Below are 20,340 nucleotides of genomic sequence, written 5' to 3'. Positions count from 1 at the left end.
TTTCAGCGCAGGGCGATTAAGGCTGGATCGAAGCGGTGGACTGGGTCGATACGCTGCCGAAGCGCGACGCGACCGTTTCGGGCAGCTTGACCTTCAACCCGTCCTTCATGAACTGCGTGCCGGCCGAGACGACGAGGTCGCCCTTGGCAAGCCCCTCGGAAATCCGCGCACTGCTGTCGCCATATCCCGCGACAGTAACCGGCCGGGCACTGACCTCGCCCTTTTCGCGATCGACGATCCACACAACCGGCTTGCCGTCTTTCTGGGAAAGCGCTGCGAGCGGCACGCCGAATGTTGGCGCGACATTGTCCTCGACCGCATCGATCGTTGCCGTCATGCCGATCAGCACCCGGTCATCTGCCGGCAGGCTGACCCGGACGGCGAAGGTACGCGACTGCGCGTCGGCGCTGCCGGCCACTTCGCGGACCTTGCCTTCAAGCACCAGATCTCGCGCCGACCAGAAGCTGGCCTTTACCGATTTGCCGGGTTTGAAATGGACGATATCCGTTTCCGGCACGGCGATCTGCACTTCCTTTTCGCCGTCGACCGCAACCGCAACCACCGTCGTGCCGGCACTGACGACCTGGCCGATATCGGCACTGACCGTGGTCACGATACCGTTCTGGGTGGCTTTCAGTTCGGTATAGGCGACCTGGTTCTGCGCCTCTTCAAGCGCCGATTGAGCAGATTGAAGCTGCGATTGCGCCTGATCGGCGGCAAGCTGGGCCTGTTCGAGCTGCGACTGTGAGGTGACGCTCTTTTCCGCCAGCGTTTCCGCACGCTTGCGGGCAAGCCCCGTAATTTCAACTTGTTTCTGGGCGGATCTCAGATCGGCATCGGCTCTGCGCACCGAAAGCTGGTAATCCACCGCATCGAGCCTTGCGAGCACGGTGCCGGGCTTAACCCGGTCGCCGACATCAACGAGTCGTTCGGTAATCTTGCCGGCAACGCGAAAGCCGAGATTCATCTCGGTCCGAGCCCTGACCGAACCGGAATAGACCAGACTACGCCCGATCTCCGGCCCGCCGATCTCGACAACCTTGACCGGACGAACCGGATCCGGCGCCTCGACTTTCTTCTCTTCCGAGCAGCCCGCCAGGGCACTGAAGGCGACTGCGAAAAGCAGTCCTTTTGCGAAAACGCAAGAACGTCGAATAGTGATCAAGGACATAGCCCCCACTCCGGTGGCGATTGCATATGGCGTCTTGCGACACCGGCTTTTCATTTCGAGGTTTTTCTATTTCAGCGCCCTGATGGCGAAATCGACCAGATCGGCCGGCGTCGTACGACGGTTCTCGATGAGGCATTCGGCGATGATCTGCGGGTGACAGAGGGTCACCGTGCAATCACAAAGACATTCCGCGGCAGCATCGGCATCTTGAGCGCGAAATTCACCGGCGGCAATACCCTCGCGGACGATGCCTGCCACGATCTCCCGCATTTCCCGAATATGGCTTTCGATGACGGACCACTGCTCCTGAATGGCGACGATCACCATTTCATGGACCTTGTTTTCATGCAGCAGGGTTTCGATCGTGATCGCATGCTGCTGCATAAAATGGTCGCGTATCCGTTCCGCAGCACTCACCGGTCGCCTGGCGTTCTCAAGCGCAACCGCACGGCCGGAATTCAACAGCCTGTCGGCCAGCGCCTTGTGGATATCCGACTTCGACGAGAAAAACCGGTAGATGTTTGCCGGCGACATGCCGAGATCCTTGGCGATGTCGGCGACATTCGTCTTGGTATAGCCGTAATGCTTGAACAACCGCTCGGCGGTATCGAGAATCCGCTGAATATTCTCCTGACGCACAGCCTCAGCATGCATGTCGGCGTTATCCATATTTCCTCACGATTTACGACTGACGAATTTTAATTTTCGTCAGTCGTAAATCAAAAGCGAAAAACTGTCAACCTGGACCCGAGCCGGCAGAGCCTTGAGCGTGGCAGAAAGTCAGGCTTTGGAAGAGGCGGCCTCACCCCGCCGGCCGCCCTCCCCGCTCATCGACCCGTATGCGGCCCGATGAGACTGGTGATCTCCGTCACCCGGTCCGCCGGGAAGCCACCCTCCCTGGCATGACGGTAGATCACATCGGCGCTTTCCGCCTCGTGGACGCAATACATCTTTTCACCGGTCACATAGCTGGTGACCCAGGTATAGGGTTCACCCAGCCCGTCGACGACCGCGTTCGATTTGGCCGAGATCTCCTTCAACGTTTGCTGGTCCATGTTTCCGAGACCCGGAATATTTCGTTCGATGACGAATTGAGGCATTGAGGTATCCTTTCGTGGATTTGTTTCGAATGCTGCCGGCCGCTTTGCGCGCCGGTCAGCCATGCGCATGTTCGCAGCTGACGGTGGGGTTCATGTCTGCGAAGGCTCCCTTGGGGTTCTTGCGCCAGGCCCAGACATGCAGTTCGTAGAAGGCCGGCAACCCGTAGCGGTTCGGCGCTCCGGTCAGGCTGAACAATTGCCCTTCCAGATTTGCCGGCCCCTTGGTGGTGATATATTCGACCGCGACCAGCTCCATCCGGCCATGCGCGTCCGGCTCGTACATCACGGCTTCCGGCTTCGACAGGTCGATGGCCTCGTCCTTGATCAGGTCTCCATTGACGTAGTGGATACCCATGGCCCCACCATCCACACCACTCGTGCAGGGGATTGGCGAATATCCCTCCTTGACCGCCTGTTTCACATCCTTGAACCGGGCATTCGCTTCCCGGACCTTGGCCGGCAGGCCTCCTTCTGCGGCGGCCATCGCCGGCAATGCGGCAGATACGAGAAGCATTGCCAACAACGTTCTTATTCGCGTCATGCGTGTCATCTCCTTGAAATGTGCTTGATACCGGATCCCCTCCGGCCGGCGCATTTCTAGGGAAGATGGCTCGCCGCACATCTCCCGCACGGGGGATGATTGATATTTTCCGAAACACTATCACAATTGCAGATTGTCAGGATTGACCGCCATGGCGCGGCAGGCACAGGATCATCGGCATGGATCAGAAGTTGTCCGAAATAATCGGCGCAATTTACGACTGCGTCGCCAGCGAGGCCTCATGGCCCGAAGCCATGCGCCTGATCAACCAGAGGATTGACGGCTTTCTCACGACCATCGCGGTGTTCGACACCCAAACCCGCTCGGCAAGCCTTGCGCAGATTGCCTGCGACGACGAGGAAGCTATCCGCACCCTGATGCAATACGCCAAGGACGTGCCCTTTTTCCATTTGCTGCACCGGATGGAGCTGGACGAGCCGGATACGCTGGAGCGCATGTTCGCACTGTATGGCCCCGACGGCGAAGAGGTCTGGCAACGTGGCGATCTCTACCGCAATTTCCATTCCCGCTACGGCGTGCTGAACTCGATCGACATGGCGATCCTGAAGCGCCCTCGCCGCGTCGGCACGATCAACATATCGGTCCGGTATCAGCCGAAAGATCCGGAAATATTCCATCTCGTCGGCCTGCTCGGCCCCCATATCCGACGCGCGGTGACAATCCACGACATGCTGGAAACCGAACGTGGCCAGACCGCGGTTCTGCGTCAGGTCATCAACGCTCTGGATCACGCGGTCTTTATCGTCGCAGACGACATGTCGATCGTTTTCGCCAACGAAGCCGCAGAAGCGCGGCTACGCGAGCAAAAGGTCGTGCGCGCCCATGCGGGCAGGCTTGTCTGCGCACATGACCATGCGGGCAGCGCTCTCGCCGCCGCCGTTGCGCTCGGCGCCCGTGACGAAATCAGGCTTGGTGCAGCCGGCATCGACGTACCCCTTGGTTCAAGCGAACGGCCCGCCGTTGCGCATGTCCTGCCCCTCCAGCGCCGTCGGCAAGGCGGCGGTTACGAGGGCAATGCGGCAGCCGCAATTTTTGTCGCCGCCGCAGGCACAGTGGTGCAAACTGCTCTGGAAGCCGTCGCAGCGCTCTTCGCCCTGACACCGGCCGAACGCCGCGTGGTCGGCTATGTCGCAGAAGGTCTCACGCGCAACCAGATTGCCGAGGTTCAGGGCGTTACCGACGGGACCGTCAAATCGCAACTGGGTGCGGTTTATGACAAGACCGGGGCGTCAGATCAGCGAAGCCTTCAGCAACTGATACGCGAACTGACGCCGCCAATACAAAGACACATTTAGTAATGACTTGTTCAAGTTAAAAGCCGTTTTTCTGGCACGCCCTCAGAGATCGTGGTATCACCGGACCGCTGCGTAAATAGAAGTAGTCCGCGGGAACGAAATTCCGGTTTGCACGTTTGGTGGCGCCGAGCCGCGAAAGAGTGCGGCTTCGGGGGGGAATATGCATGCGATGATGGAAAGTCACGACGGTTCACTGCTCGACCAGGAGCGCTATCGCCTGCTGGTGGATGCAATCTCGGACTATGCCATCTACATGCTCGATCCATCCGGCCACGTTGCGAGCTGGAATGCCGGCGCGCAGCGCTTCAAAGGCTACGAGCCCGAGGAAATTCTCGGCCATCATTTTTCCCGTTTTTATTCCAACGAAGATCGTCGCGCACGCTTGCCTGAAAAGGCGCTTGAAACGGCAATGAACGAGGGCCGCTTCGAAAGCGAGGGCTGGCGCATCCGCAAGGATGGCACCCGCTTCTGGGCCCATGTCATTCTCGATCCGATATGGGATCGCAGCGGTCATCTTCTCGGTTTCGCCAAGGTGACGCGCGACCTGACCGAACGCAAGAAGGCGGAAGCCGAGCTGCGGCTGAGCGAGGAAAAATTCCAGCTGCTCGTCAACGGCGTCAGCGATTATGCGCTTTACATGCTCGATCCCGATGGCTTCGTCAGCAACTGGAATGCAGGCGCCGCCCGCATCAAGGGATATACGGCAGAGGAGGCTGTCGGCAGGCATTTCTCGCATTTCTATACCGAGGAAGACCAGAAGAAGGGCGAGCCGGAACGCAATCTCGAAATCGCCCGCCGCATCGGCAGGGTCGAGCGCGAGGGCCTGAGACAGCGCAAGGACGGCACGACCTTCTGGGCGCATGTCGTTATCGACGCCATCCGCGGCGAGACCGGCCAGTTGATCGGTTATGCCAAGATCACCCGCGATATTTCCGAAAAGGTCGAGGCGCAGAAGGCGCTGACCAAGACCCGCGAGGAACTGTTCCAGGCGCAGAAGATGGAGGCGATCGGCCAGCTGACCGGCGGTATCGCCCACGATTTCAACAATCTGCTGATGGCGATCATGGGCAGCCTCGAAATCCTGCGCAAGCGCATGCCGGACGACCCTGCCCTTCGCCCCCTTCTCGACAACGCACTGCAGGGTACGGAACGTGGTGCGGCACTGACGCAGCGGATGCTGGCCTTTTCCCGCCGGCAGGAACTGAACATGCGCCCGGTCAACGTGCCCTTGCTGGTCGCCGGCATGATGGATTTTCTCGAACGTTCGCTGCGCTCGTCGATGCGCATCGAAACGCACTTCCCGCCGGACCTGCCGAACGTGCTGACCGACAGCGTGCAACTCGAGACCGCATTGCTCAATCTCGTGGTCAATGCCCGCGATGCGATGGGCGAAAGCGGAACAGTGACGATCAGCGCTGAACGTCACTATGTTGAGGATGAGGGTGGAAAACTGCGCTGCGGTGACTATCTGCGTATATACGTCAGCGATACCGGCGAAGGGATGGACCCGGAAACGGTAACGCGCGCAACGACACCTTTTTTCACCACCAAGGGTGTCGGCAAGGGAACAGGATTGGGATTGTCGATGGTACAGGGACTGACGGAACAATCGGGCGGCATGCTCTCGATCGAAAGCGTCAGGCACGAGGGCACCACCGTGTCGCTTTTTCTGCCGACGATAGACGAAGAGGACTGCCCGAAGGAAAATGCTCAGGCAGCCGGTAACGGCGAGAAGCTGGGCGATCGCCCGCTCATCGTACTTGCGGTCGATGACGATGCGCTCGTGCTGATGAACACGACGCTGATGCTGGAAGATCTCGGCCATCAGGTGATCGAGGCCTATAGCGGCTCCGAGGCGCTTGCAGCCCTGAGGCAGGAAGACAACCGCATCGATCTCGTCATCACCGACCATTCCATGCCGAAGATGACGGGCGCGGAACTCGCCGCAGAAATCGCCACCGAATGGCCCGGCCTTCCTGTCGTGCTGGCAACCGGCTACGCCGAGCTTCCCGACGGTAGCGGCAACCATCTGCCCCGTCTGCCCAAACCATTCTCCCAGCAGCAGCTGAGCGATATGATCGGTACCGTCACCGGCACCTGAACCATTCCCGGCGCGATGCGTTGTCCTCCCGTTCCAATACGGGAGGAATCGACATGGTCTTCAAGCATCAGCAGTTTTACGAAGCGCCGCCGGAAATCGAAGTCGAATTCCCGGCCCGCGCAACTCTGGAATCCGCGGTATCCGACGCGCTTGCCTCTTCCGGCGGCATCGATGCCAGCGATGTGACGGTGACCGCGAACGGCTCGACCATCACCCTTGCCGGCGCAGTCCTCAGGCTGGAAGAAGTCACTCGCGCCGAGGAAGTCGCTCGCAGTGTCGAAGGCGTCACCAAGGTCAGGAACGAGATCGCTGCGACAGGCCCGGATCAGGTTCAACGCGGGATTTGAGAGCCTCTACGCGTAGCCTGAAACATGGAGATATTGGTGCCGGAAGAAGCAACGCCGGACAGATATGACGTGGCTGCGGGTGCGCATAAAATGGCGTATCGGACCGTGATAAAGGCATTGGTCGAATATGCGAGCGCGACGGATCCGGGAACTGCGGAATAGGATAACAAGCCGTCGATGCCTACGTGACGAGGCTCGCTCCCCAATCTGAGCTGGAACATGATTTCGCTGCAAGGGCGAGAGCCTCGGTTGAGGCTCTCATCCAGCCACCCGTATTGTATGGTGGCAAGCTTACTCATAAAAAGGGATAACTCAGGCCACTTCGCGGGTCGAAGCGGAAACTTCGTGAGCGGACTGTGCATGCGAAGCATTCAGTCGGCGGGCAACGATATCGTGGTTGAGCCACTGGACGGGGCCAGTTGGCTCGGACGATTCGGCGAAGATCAGCTTGCCCGTTGCTTCAACGACGAACACGCTCAGCAGGTCACTGATCAGCGCCTTGCTGTCACGATGCATCTGGGAGATCTCGCTGGACGTGCCGATGGTGAGATCTGCCTGCTCCTGGCCGTTCGCCATCGGCCATGCCGAGAAATCGTAGAACGGACGCATGACAGCGCTGCCCTGCATGTCGGTAATCTTCTGCAGCACGTCCTTCATCGAGAAACCGTCCTTCAGAAGCTTCTCGCAGGCCTGCCACTGGCTTTCCGCCCACGCACCACCATTCTCCTTCTTCAAGGCGAGCAGCAGCGGGATCAGCGGCAGCTCGATGCCGGTGAACACGTCGGAAGAATTGGTGCGGATTTCGGGACAATTATAGACGCTTGCCTTGATGCCCGCTGCCCAAGCCTTTTCCGCGATGCCTTCGAGACGCATCTTGGCATAGCCCTGAGTGTAGTTCGTATAGGTCTGCCAGCGGTAATCGCCGTCGATCAGCACCGCGGTGCCGTGATAACCATAGGCCGTGTAACGGACCTGATTGCCTGCCGCTTCGACACGCGCGCGGATCGAAGCACTGGCATCGATCAGATGCTGGAAGGTGATTGCGGAAACTTCATCGAAATTCTGCAGGATTAGCTTGCCGAGATCACTTTCGACCAGAGCCTGGGACGACATGTGACGGCCGGCGGTGCCCTTGTAGATGCGGTTGGCGATGACCAGGAACACCTTGGCCTTCGGAATGCCGCCGGCCATCGTATGGGCGAAGAAGACATTGCGGCCTTCGCCGATCATGCCGTCGAGAACGGCCATAACCTCGGAAACCGCATTCTTGAACCGCGCTGTGGCAACGTCCCGGCACTGCTGGATGTAGTCCCAGTCGAGCTTTTCGCTCTGCCAGTTTTCAAGCGTCAGCTTCGAAAGCAGATCGGTCGGCGTAGGGCCGCCCGCAGGCGCATCGAGATCGAAGCCAGCCATGACGGGGATGTTGATGATCTTGCCGCCCAGACGGGCTTCGGCTTCTGCGAGTTCTTCTGTGGTCAGCGGCCGAAGCGCGTTGTTCTCGTCGCGGCGTCCGACGGTGACGCCGACAATCTCCATGCCGGCCCGCTTTGCTTCGTCGAGCAGGCCCGTCGCATATCCGCGACCGAACAATTCGCCGAAGAGAACGAAAACGTCGCCTTTGCGGAAGACGGTATTTTCGGCAAGGCGATTAACTGCGACTGGATTTTTCATGCTGTCAGCTCTTTAGTCTATGGTTCGTCGAGTCGTCACTCGGACGGGGTGTCGATAGTCTCATGACCGGAATGGCACGGAATAGGAAGTCATATTAAATGACTGTACATTTCAAAGCGTGAACTGACCTGGATAACCGTCTACCGTTAAAAAATGGCTGCGACGTCTTGCGCCGCAGCCATATTGCTTACCTCGGCAGTGCATAGGCGATCACGTAATCGCCCGGTTTTGTGCCGACAGAGCCATGACCGCCGGCAACGATGACGACGAATTGACGACCGTCCTCGACCGCATAGGTCATCGGCGTCGCCTGCCCGCCGGCCGGAAGCCGGGCTTCCCAGAGCTGCTTGCCATCGGTCAGGTTGTAGGCACGCAGATAGTCGTCGACGGCCGCACCGAGGAAGGCGACGCCGCCCTTGGTGATCATCGGCCCGCCAATACCCGGCACACCCACCTTGAACGGCAGCGGCAGAGGCGTCATGTCGTGAACCGTGCCATTGCGATGCTTGTAGGCGATCTTGCCGGTCCGGAGATCCGCACCGGAAACATACCCCCAAGGCGGCGCCTGGCAGGGAATGTTCAGCGGCCCGAGGAACGGCCCCATCAGCACGCCATAAGGCGCGCCGTCATTGCGGTTCAGACCCTGTTCGGAGCCTTTTTCGTCCTGCCCCTTCGGCGGAATGTCGGCACGCGGCACCAGTTTCGAGGTGAAGGCGAGATAGGTCGGCATGCCGAACATCACCATCCGCTCGGGATCCACTGCGACAGAACCCCAGTTGAACGTGCCGAAATTACCCGGATAGACGATCGTGCCGTTGAGCGACGGCGGCGTGTATTGCCCGTCGTAATTCATCTGCTCCAGCCGGATGCGGCACACCATCTGGTCGAACATGGTGACACCCCACATGTCGCGACCTTCCAGCTTGCGCGGCCGGAAGTTGAGTGCCGAAATCGGCTGCGTCGGAGAGGCGTGATCCTCGGGGATCGTGCCGCCCGGCGCCGGCTGTTCGGTCACCGGAATGATAGGCTCGCCGGTGCGCCGGTCGAGTAAATAGATATCGCCCTGCTTGGTCGGACCGACGAGCGCCGGCACGACAGAATTGTCGGACTTGGTGATATTGAGCAGCACCGGCTGCGCCGGCACATCCATGTCCCACAGATCGTGATGCACGGTCTGGCGCACCCAGCGGTCGGCACCGGTATTGATGTCGAGCGCAACGATCGACGACGAATACTTTTCCACGTTTTCCGACCGGCCCATGCCGAGCTGGTCGGGCACCTGGTTGCCGAGCGGGATATAGACGAGGCCCAGTTCCTCATCGACCGAGAAGACCGACCAGCTGTTCGGCGAATTGGTCGTGTAGGTCTGCCCCTCCGGCAACGGCTGGGTCTGGCTCGGATTTCCCGAATCCCAGTTCCAGATCAGCTGTCCGGAATTGACGTCGAAGGCGCGGATGACGCCGGACTGTTCCTGCGTCGAATAATTGTCGTTGACCGCCCCGCCGATGATGATCTTGTTGCCGACGATCGCCGGCGGCGAGGTCGAGTAATAATAGCCGGCAGGATTGTACTTCATCCCCTTTTCCAGATGCAGCGTGCCGTTTTCGGCAAAGGACGGGCAAACCTCGCCGTTTTTCGCATCAAGCGCGATCAGCCGGGCATCCGATGTCGGCACATAGACACGTTCGGCGCAGGGTGTGTCGGCGGCAGCCGCCTGGTCCTTGTAGTAGCTGACCCCGCGGCAGGTCTGGTGCTGCCGGTCCGGGTTCATGCCGGAATTTGCATCGAATTTCCACACCTGCTTGCCGGTCGTCGCATCGAGCGCGATCGCCAGATTATGCGGCGTGCAGAGATAGAGATTGTTGCCGATCTTCAGTGGCGTCACCTGATAGGTCGTCTCGCCGACATCGTCCGGCCGCTTCACGTCGCCGGTCTGGTAACGCCAGGCTTCCGTAAGCTTGCCGACATTCTCGACATTGACCTGATCGAGCGGCGAATAACGCTGCCCATAAGGTGTGCGGCCATACTGGTGCCATTCGCCATCCGGCACATTGCCGCCGAGCGCAGGTGCAGCCGCGACCTTTTCTTCCGGAAGATTGCCGCTCTGGTCGAGCGGATCGAAAAACATCGAGACTGCTGCAATGAGGACTGCGAGCGCCACCGCAACGGCAAGCGGCTTGGCGCTGGCGCCGTAACGCGCGCCTGTCGGACTGACGAAACCAAGCGGTCGGCGGATCCACGGCGTCAGCAGCCACATGCCGAGTAGAATGATCACCCCGCCGCGCGGGCCGAGCTGCCACCAGTCGAACCCGACTTCCCAGATCGCCCAGGCAAGCGAGGCGACGACGATCACCGCATAGACATGCAGTGCCAGCAGCTTACGCGCGATAAGAAGGGCTGCGGTAATGAGAAAGCCTATACCGCAGAGGAGGTAATAGGCGCTGCCGCCGAGCGAAAGCAGATAGGCCCCGCCGCCCGCAAGCGCCAGCCCCATCAGCGCGATGATGATTGCCGTAATCCGAATAGCCATGAAGCACCCTCATCATGTCCCGAGAAAGCGGCAGACGACCCTCTGCACGCCCGCACCCTTCGATCTGGCCATCCGGTGAAAACCGCAACCAGTCCGGCGCAGAACGTAAATTAGGAGGAACGGTTGGAAAGGACAGAGGTTGGTTGTCGAAAGCGGCAGGTTTGTACCAGCCGGCCGGGGCGATCAGGATACCGGTCTTGAAAACTTGCTGCGGTCGCTATGTCTCTTCTGGAAACAGGGAGTTCTCACAGCGCATGCCATACGAACTTTACTACTGGGACGGCATTCAGGGCCGCGGCGAATTTATACGCCTGGCGCTGGAAGAAGCGGGTGCCAAATATATCGACAAGTGCCGCAGTTCGACCGGCACACAGGCGATGATGGAATTCCTCAAGGGAGACCACGGCCACGCCCAGATGCCGTTCGCCCCGCCCTTCCTGAAGGACGGCGAACTCGTTATCTCCCACGTCGCCAATATTCTGCTCTATCTCGGCCCCAAGCTCGGCCTTGTTCCGGAAGACGAAAAGAGCCGTCTGATTGCCAATGGGCTGGAGCTGACGATCACGGATTTCGTCGCCGAGGTGCACGACACCCACCACCCGATCAGCACCAGTGATTATTACGAGGATCAGAAGACTGAGGCGAAGGCCCGCTCTACAGCATTCATCAAGGACCGCATCCCGAAATTCCTCGGCTATTTCGAACGCATGCTGTCGGCCAATCCGTCGACTGGGAGTTTCAGCATCGGCAAGGACCTCACCTATGTGGATCTGTCACTGTTTCAGGTGATGGAAGGCCTGCATTATGCTTTCCCAAAAGCGATGAAGGCGCTGGTGAAAGACTATCCCAAGCTCTCAGCCCTACGCCAGAACGTTTCCAAACGACCGAATATCAAGGCCTATCTGAAGTCCGAACGACGCCTGCCGTTCAGCGAATCCGGGATTTTCCGACACTATCCCGAACTCGATCTGAACAGCTGAGCCTATTCGATGACGGCGCAGGCCAGCCGTTTGCCGGCGTTTCCAGAGGGCTGGCCGGAGTAGTCGTCGGGATTGGCGTGGATCATCAGCGCCTTGCCCTTGATGGCACTGTCGCCATCTTCCAGCGTGACGGCCGTGTTGAAGACATGCGCCCTGAGCGTGCCGTCTGCCGGCACATACTGGTTCGGCATGTCGCCGGCATGTTGACCCTTTGCGGCAAGATAGCCATGTTCCGCATTTTTTGGATTGAAATGACCGCCTGCCGATTCATGGCCGGTCGTATGATCGCAGGTCCCGGTCTGATGCACATGGAAGGCGACCCACTGACCGGCAGGCAATCCACTGATCGCGACAGCGATCATCACGCCGGCCTTGGTGCCGGTAAGGTCGGCAGTGCCGATCTCCTTGCCATCCGCGCCGATAAATCTGGCTGTTGCCTTGGAAGCATCCTGGCTCATCGCCATGCCCGGCATGGTGATGGAGGCAGCCGCAAGAGCCGTAGCGAGCGGATATTTCATGGTGTTCTCCTGATCTGTCGGACGGGCCTCAGCCCGCTTCCTCCCCGAGTTCCTGCAATATCTGGTGCCGTGCGCGGTTGAGCCGGCTTTTCACCGTGCCGACAGCGCAATCGCAGATGACGGCTGTCGCCTCGTAGCTCTCGCCGAGGATTGCCACGAGCGTCAGCACCTCGCGATAATGCGGAGGTAGTTTCTGCAGGGCGCGCTGCACTTCCTTTGCCCGTGCCGCCATTTCCTGCGAGGCGGCGATCGGCGTATCGCCGGACACGTTTTCCTCGAGACCGGGCGCTTCACGCCCGAGGATCTTGGACCGTGTGTAGAACGTGTTGCGCATGATCGTGAAAAGCCACGATTTAAGCTTGGTGCCACGTTCGAATTTGTCGAGATTGGCAAGCGCCTTCATCAACGTTTCCTGCACCAGATCGTCCGCATCCGAAGAATTGCGGCAGAAGGTACGGGCAAATGCGCGAAGAGCCGGTATCAGCCTGACAATATCTTGACGAGCAGGGTCACCGTTCAACTGTGAGTCAGACACCGTTGCCTACCTCTCCTTACTCTATTCAGGCTGAATTGACGGGTGGCAAACGCATGCATTCGCGATTTGGTTCCGAAAACTCGGAAGCCTGTTTTTGCGCGGCGGAACAAAGGCCAAGCGGCTCCCGTTTTAATCGGTGATGCCACCCAGACACGAGGAGACGATGCCATGGGCAATGACAAAAATTCGCCGAATACACCACGCCCTGACGATAGCCTCAGACAGACCGAGGAATCCGCACGCACGAAGAAAGATAAAAGTGATCTGGAAGAACAGCTGAACGAAGGATTGGAAGATACCTTTCCCGCAAGCGATCCGGTTGCGGCCAGTACGACATCCATACCTGCCGGCACGCCAAAGCCACCAAAACACTGATCAGAACACATGACGCATGGACGGTTCGTTATGCGAGCCGTCCATTATTTTTGTTTGTATTCATCTGTGACATTTTCGGGATATCCGAGAATGCCGGTCTTGCTGTATGGAAATCTAATGTAAAGATCAGGTCTGCATGTCGGTCGCCGGAACTATATTCGGCGCCTCTTACGTCAGGGGTCGGAATGACGAAGGAAAATGCTCAGGTCGATGAGCGGGAGGCAAGAATGGGGCGCCGCGTCAATGGCAAAGTCTCGACCCTGCTGACGGAGATCGAGAAGGAAGACATTCCTGATCGCCTGCTCGAACTTGCCCGTAAGCTCCAGACCGCCCTCAACGAGAAGCTTGAGCGCTAAACCGTTTTAGCGCAGCCATCCGGCCAATTGTCTGAAACCGTACAGACCCGGAACTATCGACATCTCCCCATGGTTAGGCACCTGCAATCGTCAACCGGATTGATAGGGAGAAACCACGATGGCGACGACAAAGACGCTCAACGATCTCTTTTACGAAACGCTGAAGGACATTTATTACGCCGAACGGCAGATCGTGAAGGCTCTACCGAAAATGGCGCGCGGCGCCCAGGACCCGAAGCTGAAAGCAGCCTTCGAGACCCATAAGGAAGAGACCGAAGGCCAGATCGAACGCCTGAAGCAGGTTTTCGAGATCATCGGCAAGCGCGCCCAGGGCAAGACCTGCGATGCGATCGAGGGTATTCTTTCCGAAGGCGATGAAATTCTGGAAGAGTTCAAGGGCACGCCTGCACTCGATGCCGGTCTTCTTGCCGCAGCTCAGGCTGTCGAGCATTACGAGATCAGCCGCTATGGCACGCTTCGCGCCTGGGCTCTGCAGCTGGGCCTGAAGGATGCGGCAAAGCTTCTCGACGAGACGCTGAAGGAAGAATCCAAGACCGACGATCTTCTGTCGGATCTTGCTGAAAGCGCGGTCAACATCGCCGCGAAGAAAGCCGCCTGAGACAGACTGCATCACAGTAAAGCCCGGATCGCTCCGGGCTTTACGTTGTTCGTCAACGATAGGCGATCGGTCCTATCCCTGTTCCGGGTGGCTGCATCACAGCGGCGATTTCAATCGGCAGCATATTGCCGTTCAGGCTCTGGCAGCGGAAGACACGGCTGTCGCGCCCGCCGCGTGCGGCGAGGCAGGTTCGGGCTGCATCGAGCGCCAATTCGTAACTGTGATAGAATGACGCGGATTGAACGCCATCGATGACATAGACCCATCCGGTCGCATGAGGCATTATATCGCAGTAGTTGTGCATGACGAGTCTCTCCTTCCCGCTCACGGAACCGAGCTGCGACGCAAAAGTTCCATCACATCGGGGAGATTTCTACCAATATTTTGTGGCGTTCTCACGCGACATTGCAGTTTTTAACATTCATTCGGAACCTATCTGCAGTGCATGAGTTAGGCGATTTGGGCAATGGAGACGATTATGGCGGCCTCTCAGGAAAACTGGATCAAGCACAGAGCGTACGAATTGTGGGAGCAGGAGGGTTACCCCTCCGGCAAGGATACGGAGCATTGGGAACGGGCGAAGCTGGAATATGCAACGCTTAAGCCCACGGCGGCGGAAACTGATACGCCAAAGCGCAGCGCTTCGGCCAAGGCAGGGAAACCCGTCGCAGCCAAACCATCCAAAAACGGCGCGGCAAAAACAACTGCAGCCCCAAAGGCAACCAAGACAGTCGCTCCCAAGGCGGCCAAAAAGACAGATAAGCCTGCCTCGGCAATTGCGGCCGATGCCAAGCCCAAAATTCCAGCTGCCGCTGCTGCGGTAAAGCCGGAACAGACCAAGAAGCGGCCCAAAAAAGCGGCCGCCGAGTAGGCTCGAACGTCAGAGCCGGCCTTAAAAAACGCGAATGATGCAGTGACCGGCGACCCTGTCGCCGGGCAATTCTTTCTGTATTTTTGTATTGGATTAAAGACATGGGCTCGACGACCGGCTTGAACACCATTCCTCGAAAGCTGTTTGACCGGCATCATCGCCAGCGCCCTCACCTCAGTTCATCTATCCCGCGAAAAGCTGGCTGCGGCAGCCTCTCGTCCCGTGATCACGCGATCTTGCAGGGCGCAAGCTGATGAGCGCTTATGTTTCCATCGAACTGAATAATAATAGCTATCACCGGCGGCGGAATCGCGTAGGCTTGGGTTCTGTCACGGCCCAGGGGGAAAGTGCCAAGATGAAAATTCTGTCCGTTACGTCGGAGATCTATCCGCTGATAAAAACCGGCGGACTGGCTGACGTAACCGGTTCGCTTCCCAAGGCGCTTGCCGCGCACGGGATCGAGACGACATCGCTTGTGCCGGGCTACCCCAAGGTGATCGAACAGCTTGGGCAAGCGACCACTCTTCTTGAGTTCGAAGATCTTCTCGGCGAACGGGCGACGCTCCGCCACGGCCACGTGGAAGGCCTCGATCTTCTCGTACTGGATGCTCCTACGCTTTATGACCGTCCCGGCGGCCCCTATGTCGATCAGCATGGCAAGGATCATCCGGATAACTGGAAACGCTTCGCCGTCCTATCGCTTGCCGCAGCCGAGATTGCCGCAGGCGCGCTGCCCGGCTGGGTGCCGGATCTCGTGCACACCCACGACTGGCAGTCGGCGATGACGTCAGTCTACATGCGCCAGAACGGCTGCATGACCCCGGTCGTCATCACCATTCACAACATCGCCTTCCAGGGCCAGTATTCGTCCGATCTGGTGCCCCTGCTCGGATTGCCGCCGGAAGCTTATTCCGTCGACAGATTGGAATATTTCGGCGACATCAGCTTCCTCAAGGGCGGGCTGCAGACGGCAGACGTGATCACCACCGTCAGCCCGACCTATGCCCGCGAAATCCTGACGCCGCGTTTCGGCATGGGGCTGAATGGTGTGTTGAACGAACGCGTCGAAGTGTTGCGCGGCATCGTCAACGGCATCGACCTCGACGTATGGGACCCCGCGACCGACGAATTCCTTCCACAGACATTCGACATCGCCAACCTTCGCCGCAAGCGCGAGAACCGGCAGCCGCTGCTGGACCGTTTCGGCCTGGATGCGGACGACAAAGGTCCGATCTTTGCTGCCATCAGCCGCATCACCTGGCAGAAGGGCATCGACATGCTGGCGGATACTGCCGACGAAGTGATCAACAATGGCGGCAGGATCATCATCGTCGGCCAGGGCGACCATGCGATCGAGCAATCGCTGCTGGAAACGGCATCGCGTTATCCCGGCCGCATGGCGGTGCATATCGGTTATGACGAACCGACGGCCCATCTCGTCCAGGGCGGCGCCGACGCGATCGTCCAGCCTTCGCGTTTCGAGCCCTGTGGCCTCACCCAGCTCTACGCGCTGCGCTACGGCTGTGTGCCGGTCGTTTCGCGTACCGGCGGACTGTCGGAAACGATCATCGACGCCAATGATGCAGCAATGTCGGCCCGAGTTGCGACCGGCTTCCAGTTCCATCCCGTAACGACCAACGGCCTGCGACTGGCGCTGCGCCGTGCTCTTCACGCCTACGAGCAGCCGAAGATGTGGGCAAGGCTGCAGAACCAGGGCATGAAAACGAAGTTCTCGTGGGAACGCAGCGGTCAGCAATATGCCGCCGTCTATCGAAGCCTGGCGCAAAAGGCATCGCAGCCGGCCACCGGCCTGCGACGCCTGAAATTCTGGTAATGCCTGGCCGGGCGGGAGAAGGATTTACCGCCTGAGAAACCAGCCCATCCACCGCAGAAGATACGGCAGTACGCCAAAATACATGGTCGGCACGATCAGCACGGTGGCGATGAACATCTTCAAGAGGAACGGGATGTCGGCGAGCCACGGAAACAGGAAATAGACGTAAAAGGATGCGGTTGGAAAAATCCCCATCCAGATGACGAAAGCCATGCGCCAGCGCGCCGGCTGCTTCGGCATGGTCAGCCCGCTCGTCGAGAACCAGAGGTCAGTCGTGTTGAAGATGCGGTATTCCGGCGGATGGTCGGAAACGTCTTTCAGCCGCTCATGCCATTCGTGCGCAACGTTCGACCGGCCCCACGCATCGAGATCCGCCTGGCTGGCGAAAACCTGCACGAAGTGAAACTCTTCTCCCTCGATACGTGGCGGGATCAGCGTTGAGAAAAGATACCCCTTCGCCCGTGAAGAAGCCTCAAGCATGCCGCGTGCCAGTTCCTCGTATTGCTGCTCGCAGCCGGCATTCGCGCGCCGATGAACGATACGTGTCACCTGGGACAAATGCTTATCCTTGCTTTTCTGACTTAAGGGAGGCGGCTGTTAAAGCCATGGCGGGCCATACCGTCTGCTAGGAGAGCAAAACGGCATTGTCAACGAAAGGATGTCGAGCTTGCGCATTATACGGAAATTCCGTATAAATCATTCTCATGACGGAAGACCGGTTCGACCCAGACAAGGACGAAACCAACCGCGAAAAGCACAATCTTTCGCTATCCTTTGGCGATCGGATTTTTGGCGACGACCATCACCTGATCTTACCATCCATCCGCCCGATCGACAATGAAGAGCGTTTCAAAGTGACTGGCATGGTTGAGGAGAAGCTGTTCACCGGCGTCTTCGTCTGGCGGGATGACCAACCCCGTTTTATCTCGGTGAGAAGGAGCAATAAGGGTGAAGAAAGAGCATATCATGCTACCTGCTGACCTGGCCGATTCCGAGGATTTCGACGTTACGGACGAAGCCGTGGAGCGAGGCCTGCGCTCCCGGCTGATCCGCAATACGCGGATGAGCCTCGGCCTGTCGCAATCAGAGTTCGCCAGCCGGTTCCGGGTTCCTGTCGGCACACTGCGTGATTGGGAACAGGCGCGCGTCACCGCACCTGATTTTGCCGTCGCTTATGTGAAGGTGATCGCCCAGCATCCGGAGATGGTGGCAAAAGCCGTCGCGTAGTTTTCGTTCGGTCGCAAATACCCGAATTTGCGACCGAACATCTGCTTGCTTGCCACTGGCAAAGCATCGTCAGAACCCGATCAAGGCCGCCTGAACAGCGCCAGGCTCCGCCCTTCGAGCTCGAAATCCTTCTCCTTGGTAATCGTCAGCCCACGTTTCTTTGTGTCGCAGGTGGTCAGTTCCAACACCCATCCGCCCTCGCCGAATTGCGGAATGCGGAACGGGACGTTGCCTTCGAACGGATTGAACAGCAGCAGCACGTCGTGCCAGATGCCTTCTTCTTCCTGCAGGTCGCCGCGGCCGAGATAGACGCCGAGCGTGGTGCCCTCGTCCCACTGTTCCGGCTGCTGGAAACCGCCACCGGCATTGAACCACTTGATATCGGTCCCGTCGCGCCAGCTTTCACGGCGCAGCAGTGGCTGTTCGGCGCGAAGCCTGATTACCTCGCGGGTAAACTCCCGCAGGCTTTCGCAGGTTTCCGGCAGGTCGTCCCAATGGACCCAGGAAATCTCGCTGTCTTGGCAATAACCGTTATTGTTGCCAAGCTGGCTGCGGCCAAATTCGTCACCGGCAAGCAGCATCGGCGTGCCGTGGGAGAAGAGCAGCGTGGCGAGGAAATTCCGCTTCTGCCTCTCGCGCTCCGCATTGATGCCTTCGTCCTCGGTCGGACCTTCGGCGCCGTAATTGTAGGAGCGGTTGTCGTTGTGACCGTCGTTATTGTCCTCGCCATTGGCCTCGTTATGCTTCTCGTTGTACGAGACGAGGTCGTTCAGCGTGAACCCGTCATGGGCCGTTATGAAGTTGACGCTGGCCCAGGGCCGGCGGCCGCGCTGGTCGTAGAGGTCGCCGGAACCGAGAAGCCGGGCGGCAAAATCTGTCGGGACATTGTCGCCCTTCCAGTATTCGCGCACCGTATCGCGATATTTGTCGTTCCACTCGGCCCAGCCCGGCGGGAAACCGCCGACCTGATAACCGCCGGGGCCGATATCCCAGGGCTCGCCGATCAGCTTGAGCCTGGAGAGAACCGGATCCTGCGTCACCGCATCGAAGAATCCGCCGCGCTCGTCGAACCCTTCCGGCTCGCGACCGAGAATGGTGCCAAGGTCGAAGCGGAAACCGTCGATATGCATCGATTCCGCCCAGTAGCGCAGGCTGTCCATCACCATCTGCAGCACTCGCGGATGCGAGGTGTTGACGGTGTTTCCGGTGCCCGTGTCGTTGATGTAATAACGATGCTGGTCCGGCATCGTGCGGTAGTAGGAGAAGTTATCGATGCCCTTGAACGACAATGTCGGACCGAGCTCGTTGCCTTCCGCCGTGTGATTGTAGACCACGTCGAGAATGACCTCGACACCAGCATCGTGGAAAGACCGCACCATGTCGCGAAAACCCTGGATGCCGTTCGGGCCATAATAACGCGAGGCGGGCGCGAAGAAACCGAGCGAGTTATAGCCCCAGAAATTCTTCAGGTCCTTGTCGAGAAGATGCTGGTCATCCGGGAACCAGTGAACCGGAAGAAGCTCGACCGAGGTGATGCCGAGGCTCTTTATGTAATCGACGGAAGCCTTGTGCCCCATCCCCTCGAACGTGCCGCGGAGTTCCTTCGGCAGAGCTGAATTGAGCTGGGTGAACCCCTTCACATGGGTCTCGTAGATAAGCGACTTCGACCACGGAATGTTCGGGCGGTTCCTGTCCTGCCAGTCGAATTCGTTCGGATCGATCACCTTTGCTTTTGGCGTGAACTGCGCGCTGTCGCGCGTATCGAAGGTGAGGTCCTTGTCTTCGGCAAGAAGATCATAGGCGAAATGCGCCTCGTTCCACTCGATGTTACCGAAAAGTTCGCGGGCATAGGGGTCGATCAGCAGCTTGTTCGGATTGAAACGATGGCCGTTTTCGGGGTCGTATGGGCCGTGCACACGATAGCCGTAAAGCGCGCCGGGTTTCAGGCCGGGTACATAACCGTGCCAGATTTCATGCGTGTATTCCGGCAGTTCGAGTCTGGCGATTTCGATCTTTCCGGTCGGATCGTAGATACAAAGTTCGACGCGTTCCGCATGGGCGGAAAAGATCGCAAAATTGATCCCCTCGCCATCGAAATTGGCGCCGAGCCGCGTCCAGTCGCCCGCCTGAATCGTGAACTGATTGGCTTTCATGTCCATACCGCACCCCACTGGATAAAATCTGCCTGACAATGGTGCGGCGCGGCATTTTGTTCCGTGATGAAACGCTCAGATGACGACTTCTCGAT

22 protein-coding genes are annotated in these 20,340 nt (G+C 58.8%); 11 read left to right on the top strand and 11 right to left on the bottom strand.

The window, feature by feature from the left end; translation table 11 throughout:
- Positions 1-16: 16 nt before the first annotated feature.
- The 4 genes from FHP24_RS22990 to FHP24_RS22975 form a co-directional block, all read right to left on the bottom strand.
- On the bottom strand, positions 17-1,171 hold the full coding sequence (locus FHP24_RS22990; RefSeq protein WP_139678558.1) for an efflux RND transporter periplasmic adaptor subunit: 1,155 nt from the start codon (positions 1,169-1,171) through the stop codon (positions 17-19).
- 66 nt (positions 1,172-1,237) lie between these two features.
- Complete coding sequence (locus FHP24_RS22985; protein ID WP_246091906.1) at positions 1,238-1,825, bottom strand: TetR family transcriptional regulator; 588 nt, start codon at positions 1,823-1,825, stop codon at positions 1,238-1,240.
- A gap of 173 nt (positions 1,826-1,998) precedes the next feature.
- Positions 1,999-2,271: a DUF4242 domain-containing protein gene (locus tag FHP24_RS22980; protein WP_139678556.1), complete on the bottom strand. Its 273-nt coding sequence runs from the start codon at positions 2,269-2,271 to the stop codon at positions 1,999-2,001.
- Between the two features lie 55 nt (positions 2,272-2,326).
- Positions 2,327-2,812 carry a hypothetical protein gene (locus FHP24_RS22975; RefSeq protein WP_394344661.1) on the bottom strand — a complete coding sequence of 162 codons (486 nt, stop codon included), beginning with the start codon at positions 2,810-2,812 and terminating at the stop codon, positions 2,327-2,329.
- Positions 2,813-2,991: 179 nt separating this feature from the next.
- Between FHP24_RS22975 and FHP24_RS22970 the strand changes: the two genes are divergently transcribed.
- The 3 genes from FHP24_RS22970 (at position 2,992) to FHP24_RS22960 (ending at position 6,576) form a co-directional block, all read left to right on the top strand.
- Positions 2,992-4,128, top strand: coding sequence for a helix-turn-helix transcriptional regulator (locus tag FHP24_RS22970; protein WP_139678555.1), 1,137 nt, complete (start codon positions 2,992-2,994; stop codon positions 4,126-4,128).
- Positions 4,129-4,300: 172 nt separating this feature from the next.
- On the top strand, positions 4,301-6,229 hold the full coding sequence (locus FHP24_RS22965) for a hybrid sensor histidine kinase/response regulator (protein WP_394344663.1): 1,929 nt from the start codon (positions 4,301-4,303) through the stop codon (positions 6,227-6,229).
- Between the two features lie 53 nt (positions 6,230-6,282).
- Positions 6,283-6,576: a BON domain-containing protein gene (locus FHP24_RS22960; protein ID WP_139678553.1), complete on the top strand. Its 294-nt coding sequence runs from the start codon at positions 6,283-6,285 to the stop codon at positions 6,574-6,576.
- A gap of 312 nt (positions 6,577-6,888) precedes the next feature.
- Here the strand turns inward: FHP24_RS22960 and FHP24_RS22950 are convergent, their stop codons facing one another.
- Together FHP24_RS22950 and FHP24_RS22945 are read right to left on the bottom strand one after the other, a co-directional pair.
- Positions 6,889-8,247, bottom strand: coding sequence for an enoyl ACP reductase FabMG family protein (locus FHP24_RS22950; RefSeq protein ID WP_139678552.1), 1,359 nt, complete (start codon positions 8,245-8,247; stop codon positions 6,889-6,891).
- Between the two features lie 187 nt (positions 8,248-8,434).
- Positions 8,435-10,777: a glucose/quinate/shikimate family membrane-bound PQQ-dependent dehydrogenase gene (locus FHP24_RS22945; protein ID WP_139678551.1), complete on the bottom strand. Its 2,343-nt coding sequence runs from the start codon at positions 10,775-10,777 to the stop codon at positions 8,435-8,437.
- A gap of 254 nt (positions 10,778-11,031) precedes the next feature.
- Here FHP24_RS22945 and FHP24_RS22940 point away from each other — a divergent pair, with 254 nt between their 5' ends.
- Positions 11,032-11,757, top strand: coding sequence for a glutathione S-transferase (locus FHP24_RS22940; RefSeq protein WP_139678550.1), 726 nt, complete (start codon positions 11,032-11,034; stop codon positions 11,755-11,757).
- Between the two features lie 2 nt (positions 11,758-11,759).
- Here FHP24_RS22940 and FHP24_RS22935 read toward each other — a convergent pair whose 3' ends face one another.
- Complete coding sequence (locus FHP24_RS22935; protein ID WP_139678549.1) at positions 11,760-12,275, bottom strand: superoxide dismutase family protein; 516 nt, start codon at positions 12,273-12,275, stop codon at positions 11,760-11,762.
- Positions 12,276-12,303: 28 nt separating this feature from the next.
- The gene (locus FHP24_RS22930) at positions 12,304-12,810 is read right to left on the bottom strand and encodes a sigma-70 family RNA polymerase sigma factor (RefSeq protein ID WP_246091905.1); all 507 of its coding nucleotides are present in this window, start codon (positions 12,808-12,810) and stop codon (positions 12,304-12,306) included.
- A 168-nt stretch (positions 12,811-12,978) separates the two neighbouring features.
- Between FHP24_RS22930 and FHP24_RS22925 the strand changes: the two genes are divergently transcribed.
- The 3 genes from FHP24_RS22925 to FHP24_RS22920 all read left to right on the top strand — a co-directional run bounded on the left by FHP24_RS22925 (position 12,979) and on the right by FHP24_RS22920 (position 14,160).
- A complete protein-coding gene (locus FHP24_RS22925) occupies positions 12,979-13,185 on the top strand; it encodes a hypothetical protein (RefSeq protein WP_139678548.1) in 207 nt (68 codons plus the stop codon).
- Positions 13,186-13,370: 185 nt separating this feature from the next.
- Positions 13,371-13,541 carry a hypothetical protein gene (locus tag FHP24_RS28830; protein WP_180356083.1) on the top strand — a complete coding sequence of 57 codons (171 nt, stop codon included), beginning with the start codon at positions 13,371-13,373 and terminating at the stop codon, positions 13,539-13,541.
- Positions 13,542-13,659: 118 nt separating this feature from the next.
- The gene (locus tag FHP24_RS22920) at positions 13,660-14,160 is read left to right on the top strand and encodes a YciE/YciF ferroxidase family protein (RefSeq protein ID WP_139678547.1); all 501 of its coding nucleotides are present in this window, start codon (positions 13,660-13,662) and stop codon (positions 14,158-14,160) included.
- A 52-nt stretch (positions 14,161-14,212) separates the two neighbouring features.
- Here FHP24_RS22920 and FHP24_RS22915 read toward each other — a convergent pair whose 3' ends face one another.
- Positions 14,213-14,464: a hypothetical protein gene (locus FHP24_RS22915; protein ID WP_139678546.1), complete on the bottom strand. Its 252-nt coding sequence runs from the start codon at positions 14,462-14,464 to the stop codon at positions 14,213-14,215.
- A 162-nt stretch (positions 14,465-14,626) separates the two neighbouring features.
- Between FHP24_RS22915 and FHP24_RS22910 the strand changes: the two genes are divergently transcribed.
- Positions 14,627-15,031: a DUF2934 domain-containing protein gene (locus tag FHP24_RS22910; protein ID WP_246091904.1), complete on the top strand. Its 405-nt coding sequence runs from the start codon at positions 14,627-14,629 to the stop codon at positions 15,029-15,031.
- Between the two features lie 355 nt (positions 15,032-15,386).
- Entirely contained in the window at positions 15,387-16,865 is a 1,479-nt protein-coding gene (gene glgA, locus FHP24_RS22905; RefSeq protein WP_139678545.1) for a glycogen synthase GlgA, read from the top strand.
- A gap of 24 nt (positions 16,866-16,889) precedes the next feature.
- On the opposite strand, the gene FHP24_RS22900 is transcribed toward glgA, so the two are convergent.
- The gene (locus FHP24_RS22900) at positions 16,890-17,414 is read right to left on the bottom strand and encodes an antibiotic biosynthesis monooxygenase (protein WP_246091913.1); all 525 of its coding nucleotides are present in this window, start codon (positions 17,412-17,414) and stop codon (positions 16,890-16,892) included.
- 155 nt (positions 17,415-17,569) lie between these two features.
- On the opposite strand from FHP24_RS22900, the gene FHP24_RS22895 reads away from it, so the two are divergent.
- On the top strand, positions 17,570-17,845 hold the full coding sequence (locus tag FHP24_RS22895) for a BrnT family toxin (RefSeq protein WP_139678543.1): 276 nt from the start codon (positions 17,570-17,572) through the stop codon (positions 17,843-17,845).
- Complete coding sequence (locus FHP24_RS22890; RefSeq protein ID WP_210237866.1) at positions 17,832-18,092, top strand: helix-turn-helix domain-containing protein; 261 nt, start codon at positions 17,832-17,834, stop codon at positions 18,090-18,092. The genes FHP24_RS22895 and FHP24_RS22890 overlap by 14 nt, the downstream gene beginning before the upstream one ends.
- An 80-nt stretch (positions 18,093-18,172) precedes the next feature.
- Here FHP24_RS22890 and glgX read toward each other — a convergent pair whose 3' ends face one another.
- Positions 18,173-20,251 carry a glycogen debranching protein GlgX gene (glgX, locus tag FHP24_RS22885; RefSeq protein WP_210237865.1) on the bottom strand — a complete coding sequence of 693 codons (2,079 nt, stop codon included), beginning with the start codon at positions 20,249-20,251 and terminating at the stop codon, positions 18,173-18,175.
- Between the last annotated feature and the right edge of the window lie 89 nt (positions 20,252-20,340).

Origin of the sequence: Aliirhizobium smilacinae (assembly GCF_006335145.1) — a bacterium.
GTDB classification, from domain to species: Bacteria; Pseudomonadota; Alphaproteobacteria; order Rhizobiales; family Rhizobiaceae; genus Neorhizobium; species Neorhizobium smilacinae.
Note: the sequence above shows the minus strand (reverse complement) of the source record. Positions and strands in the feature narration are given on the sequence as shown.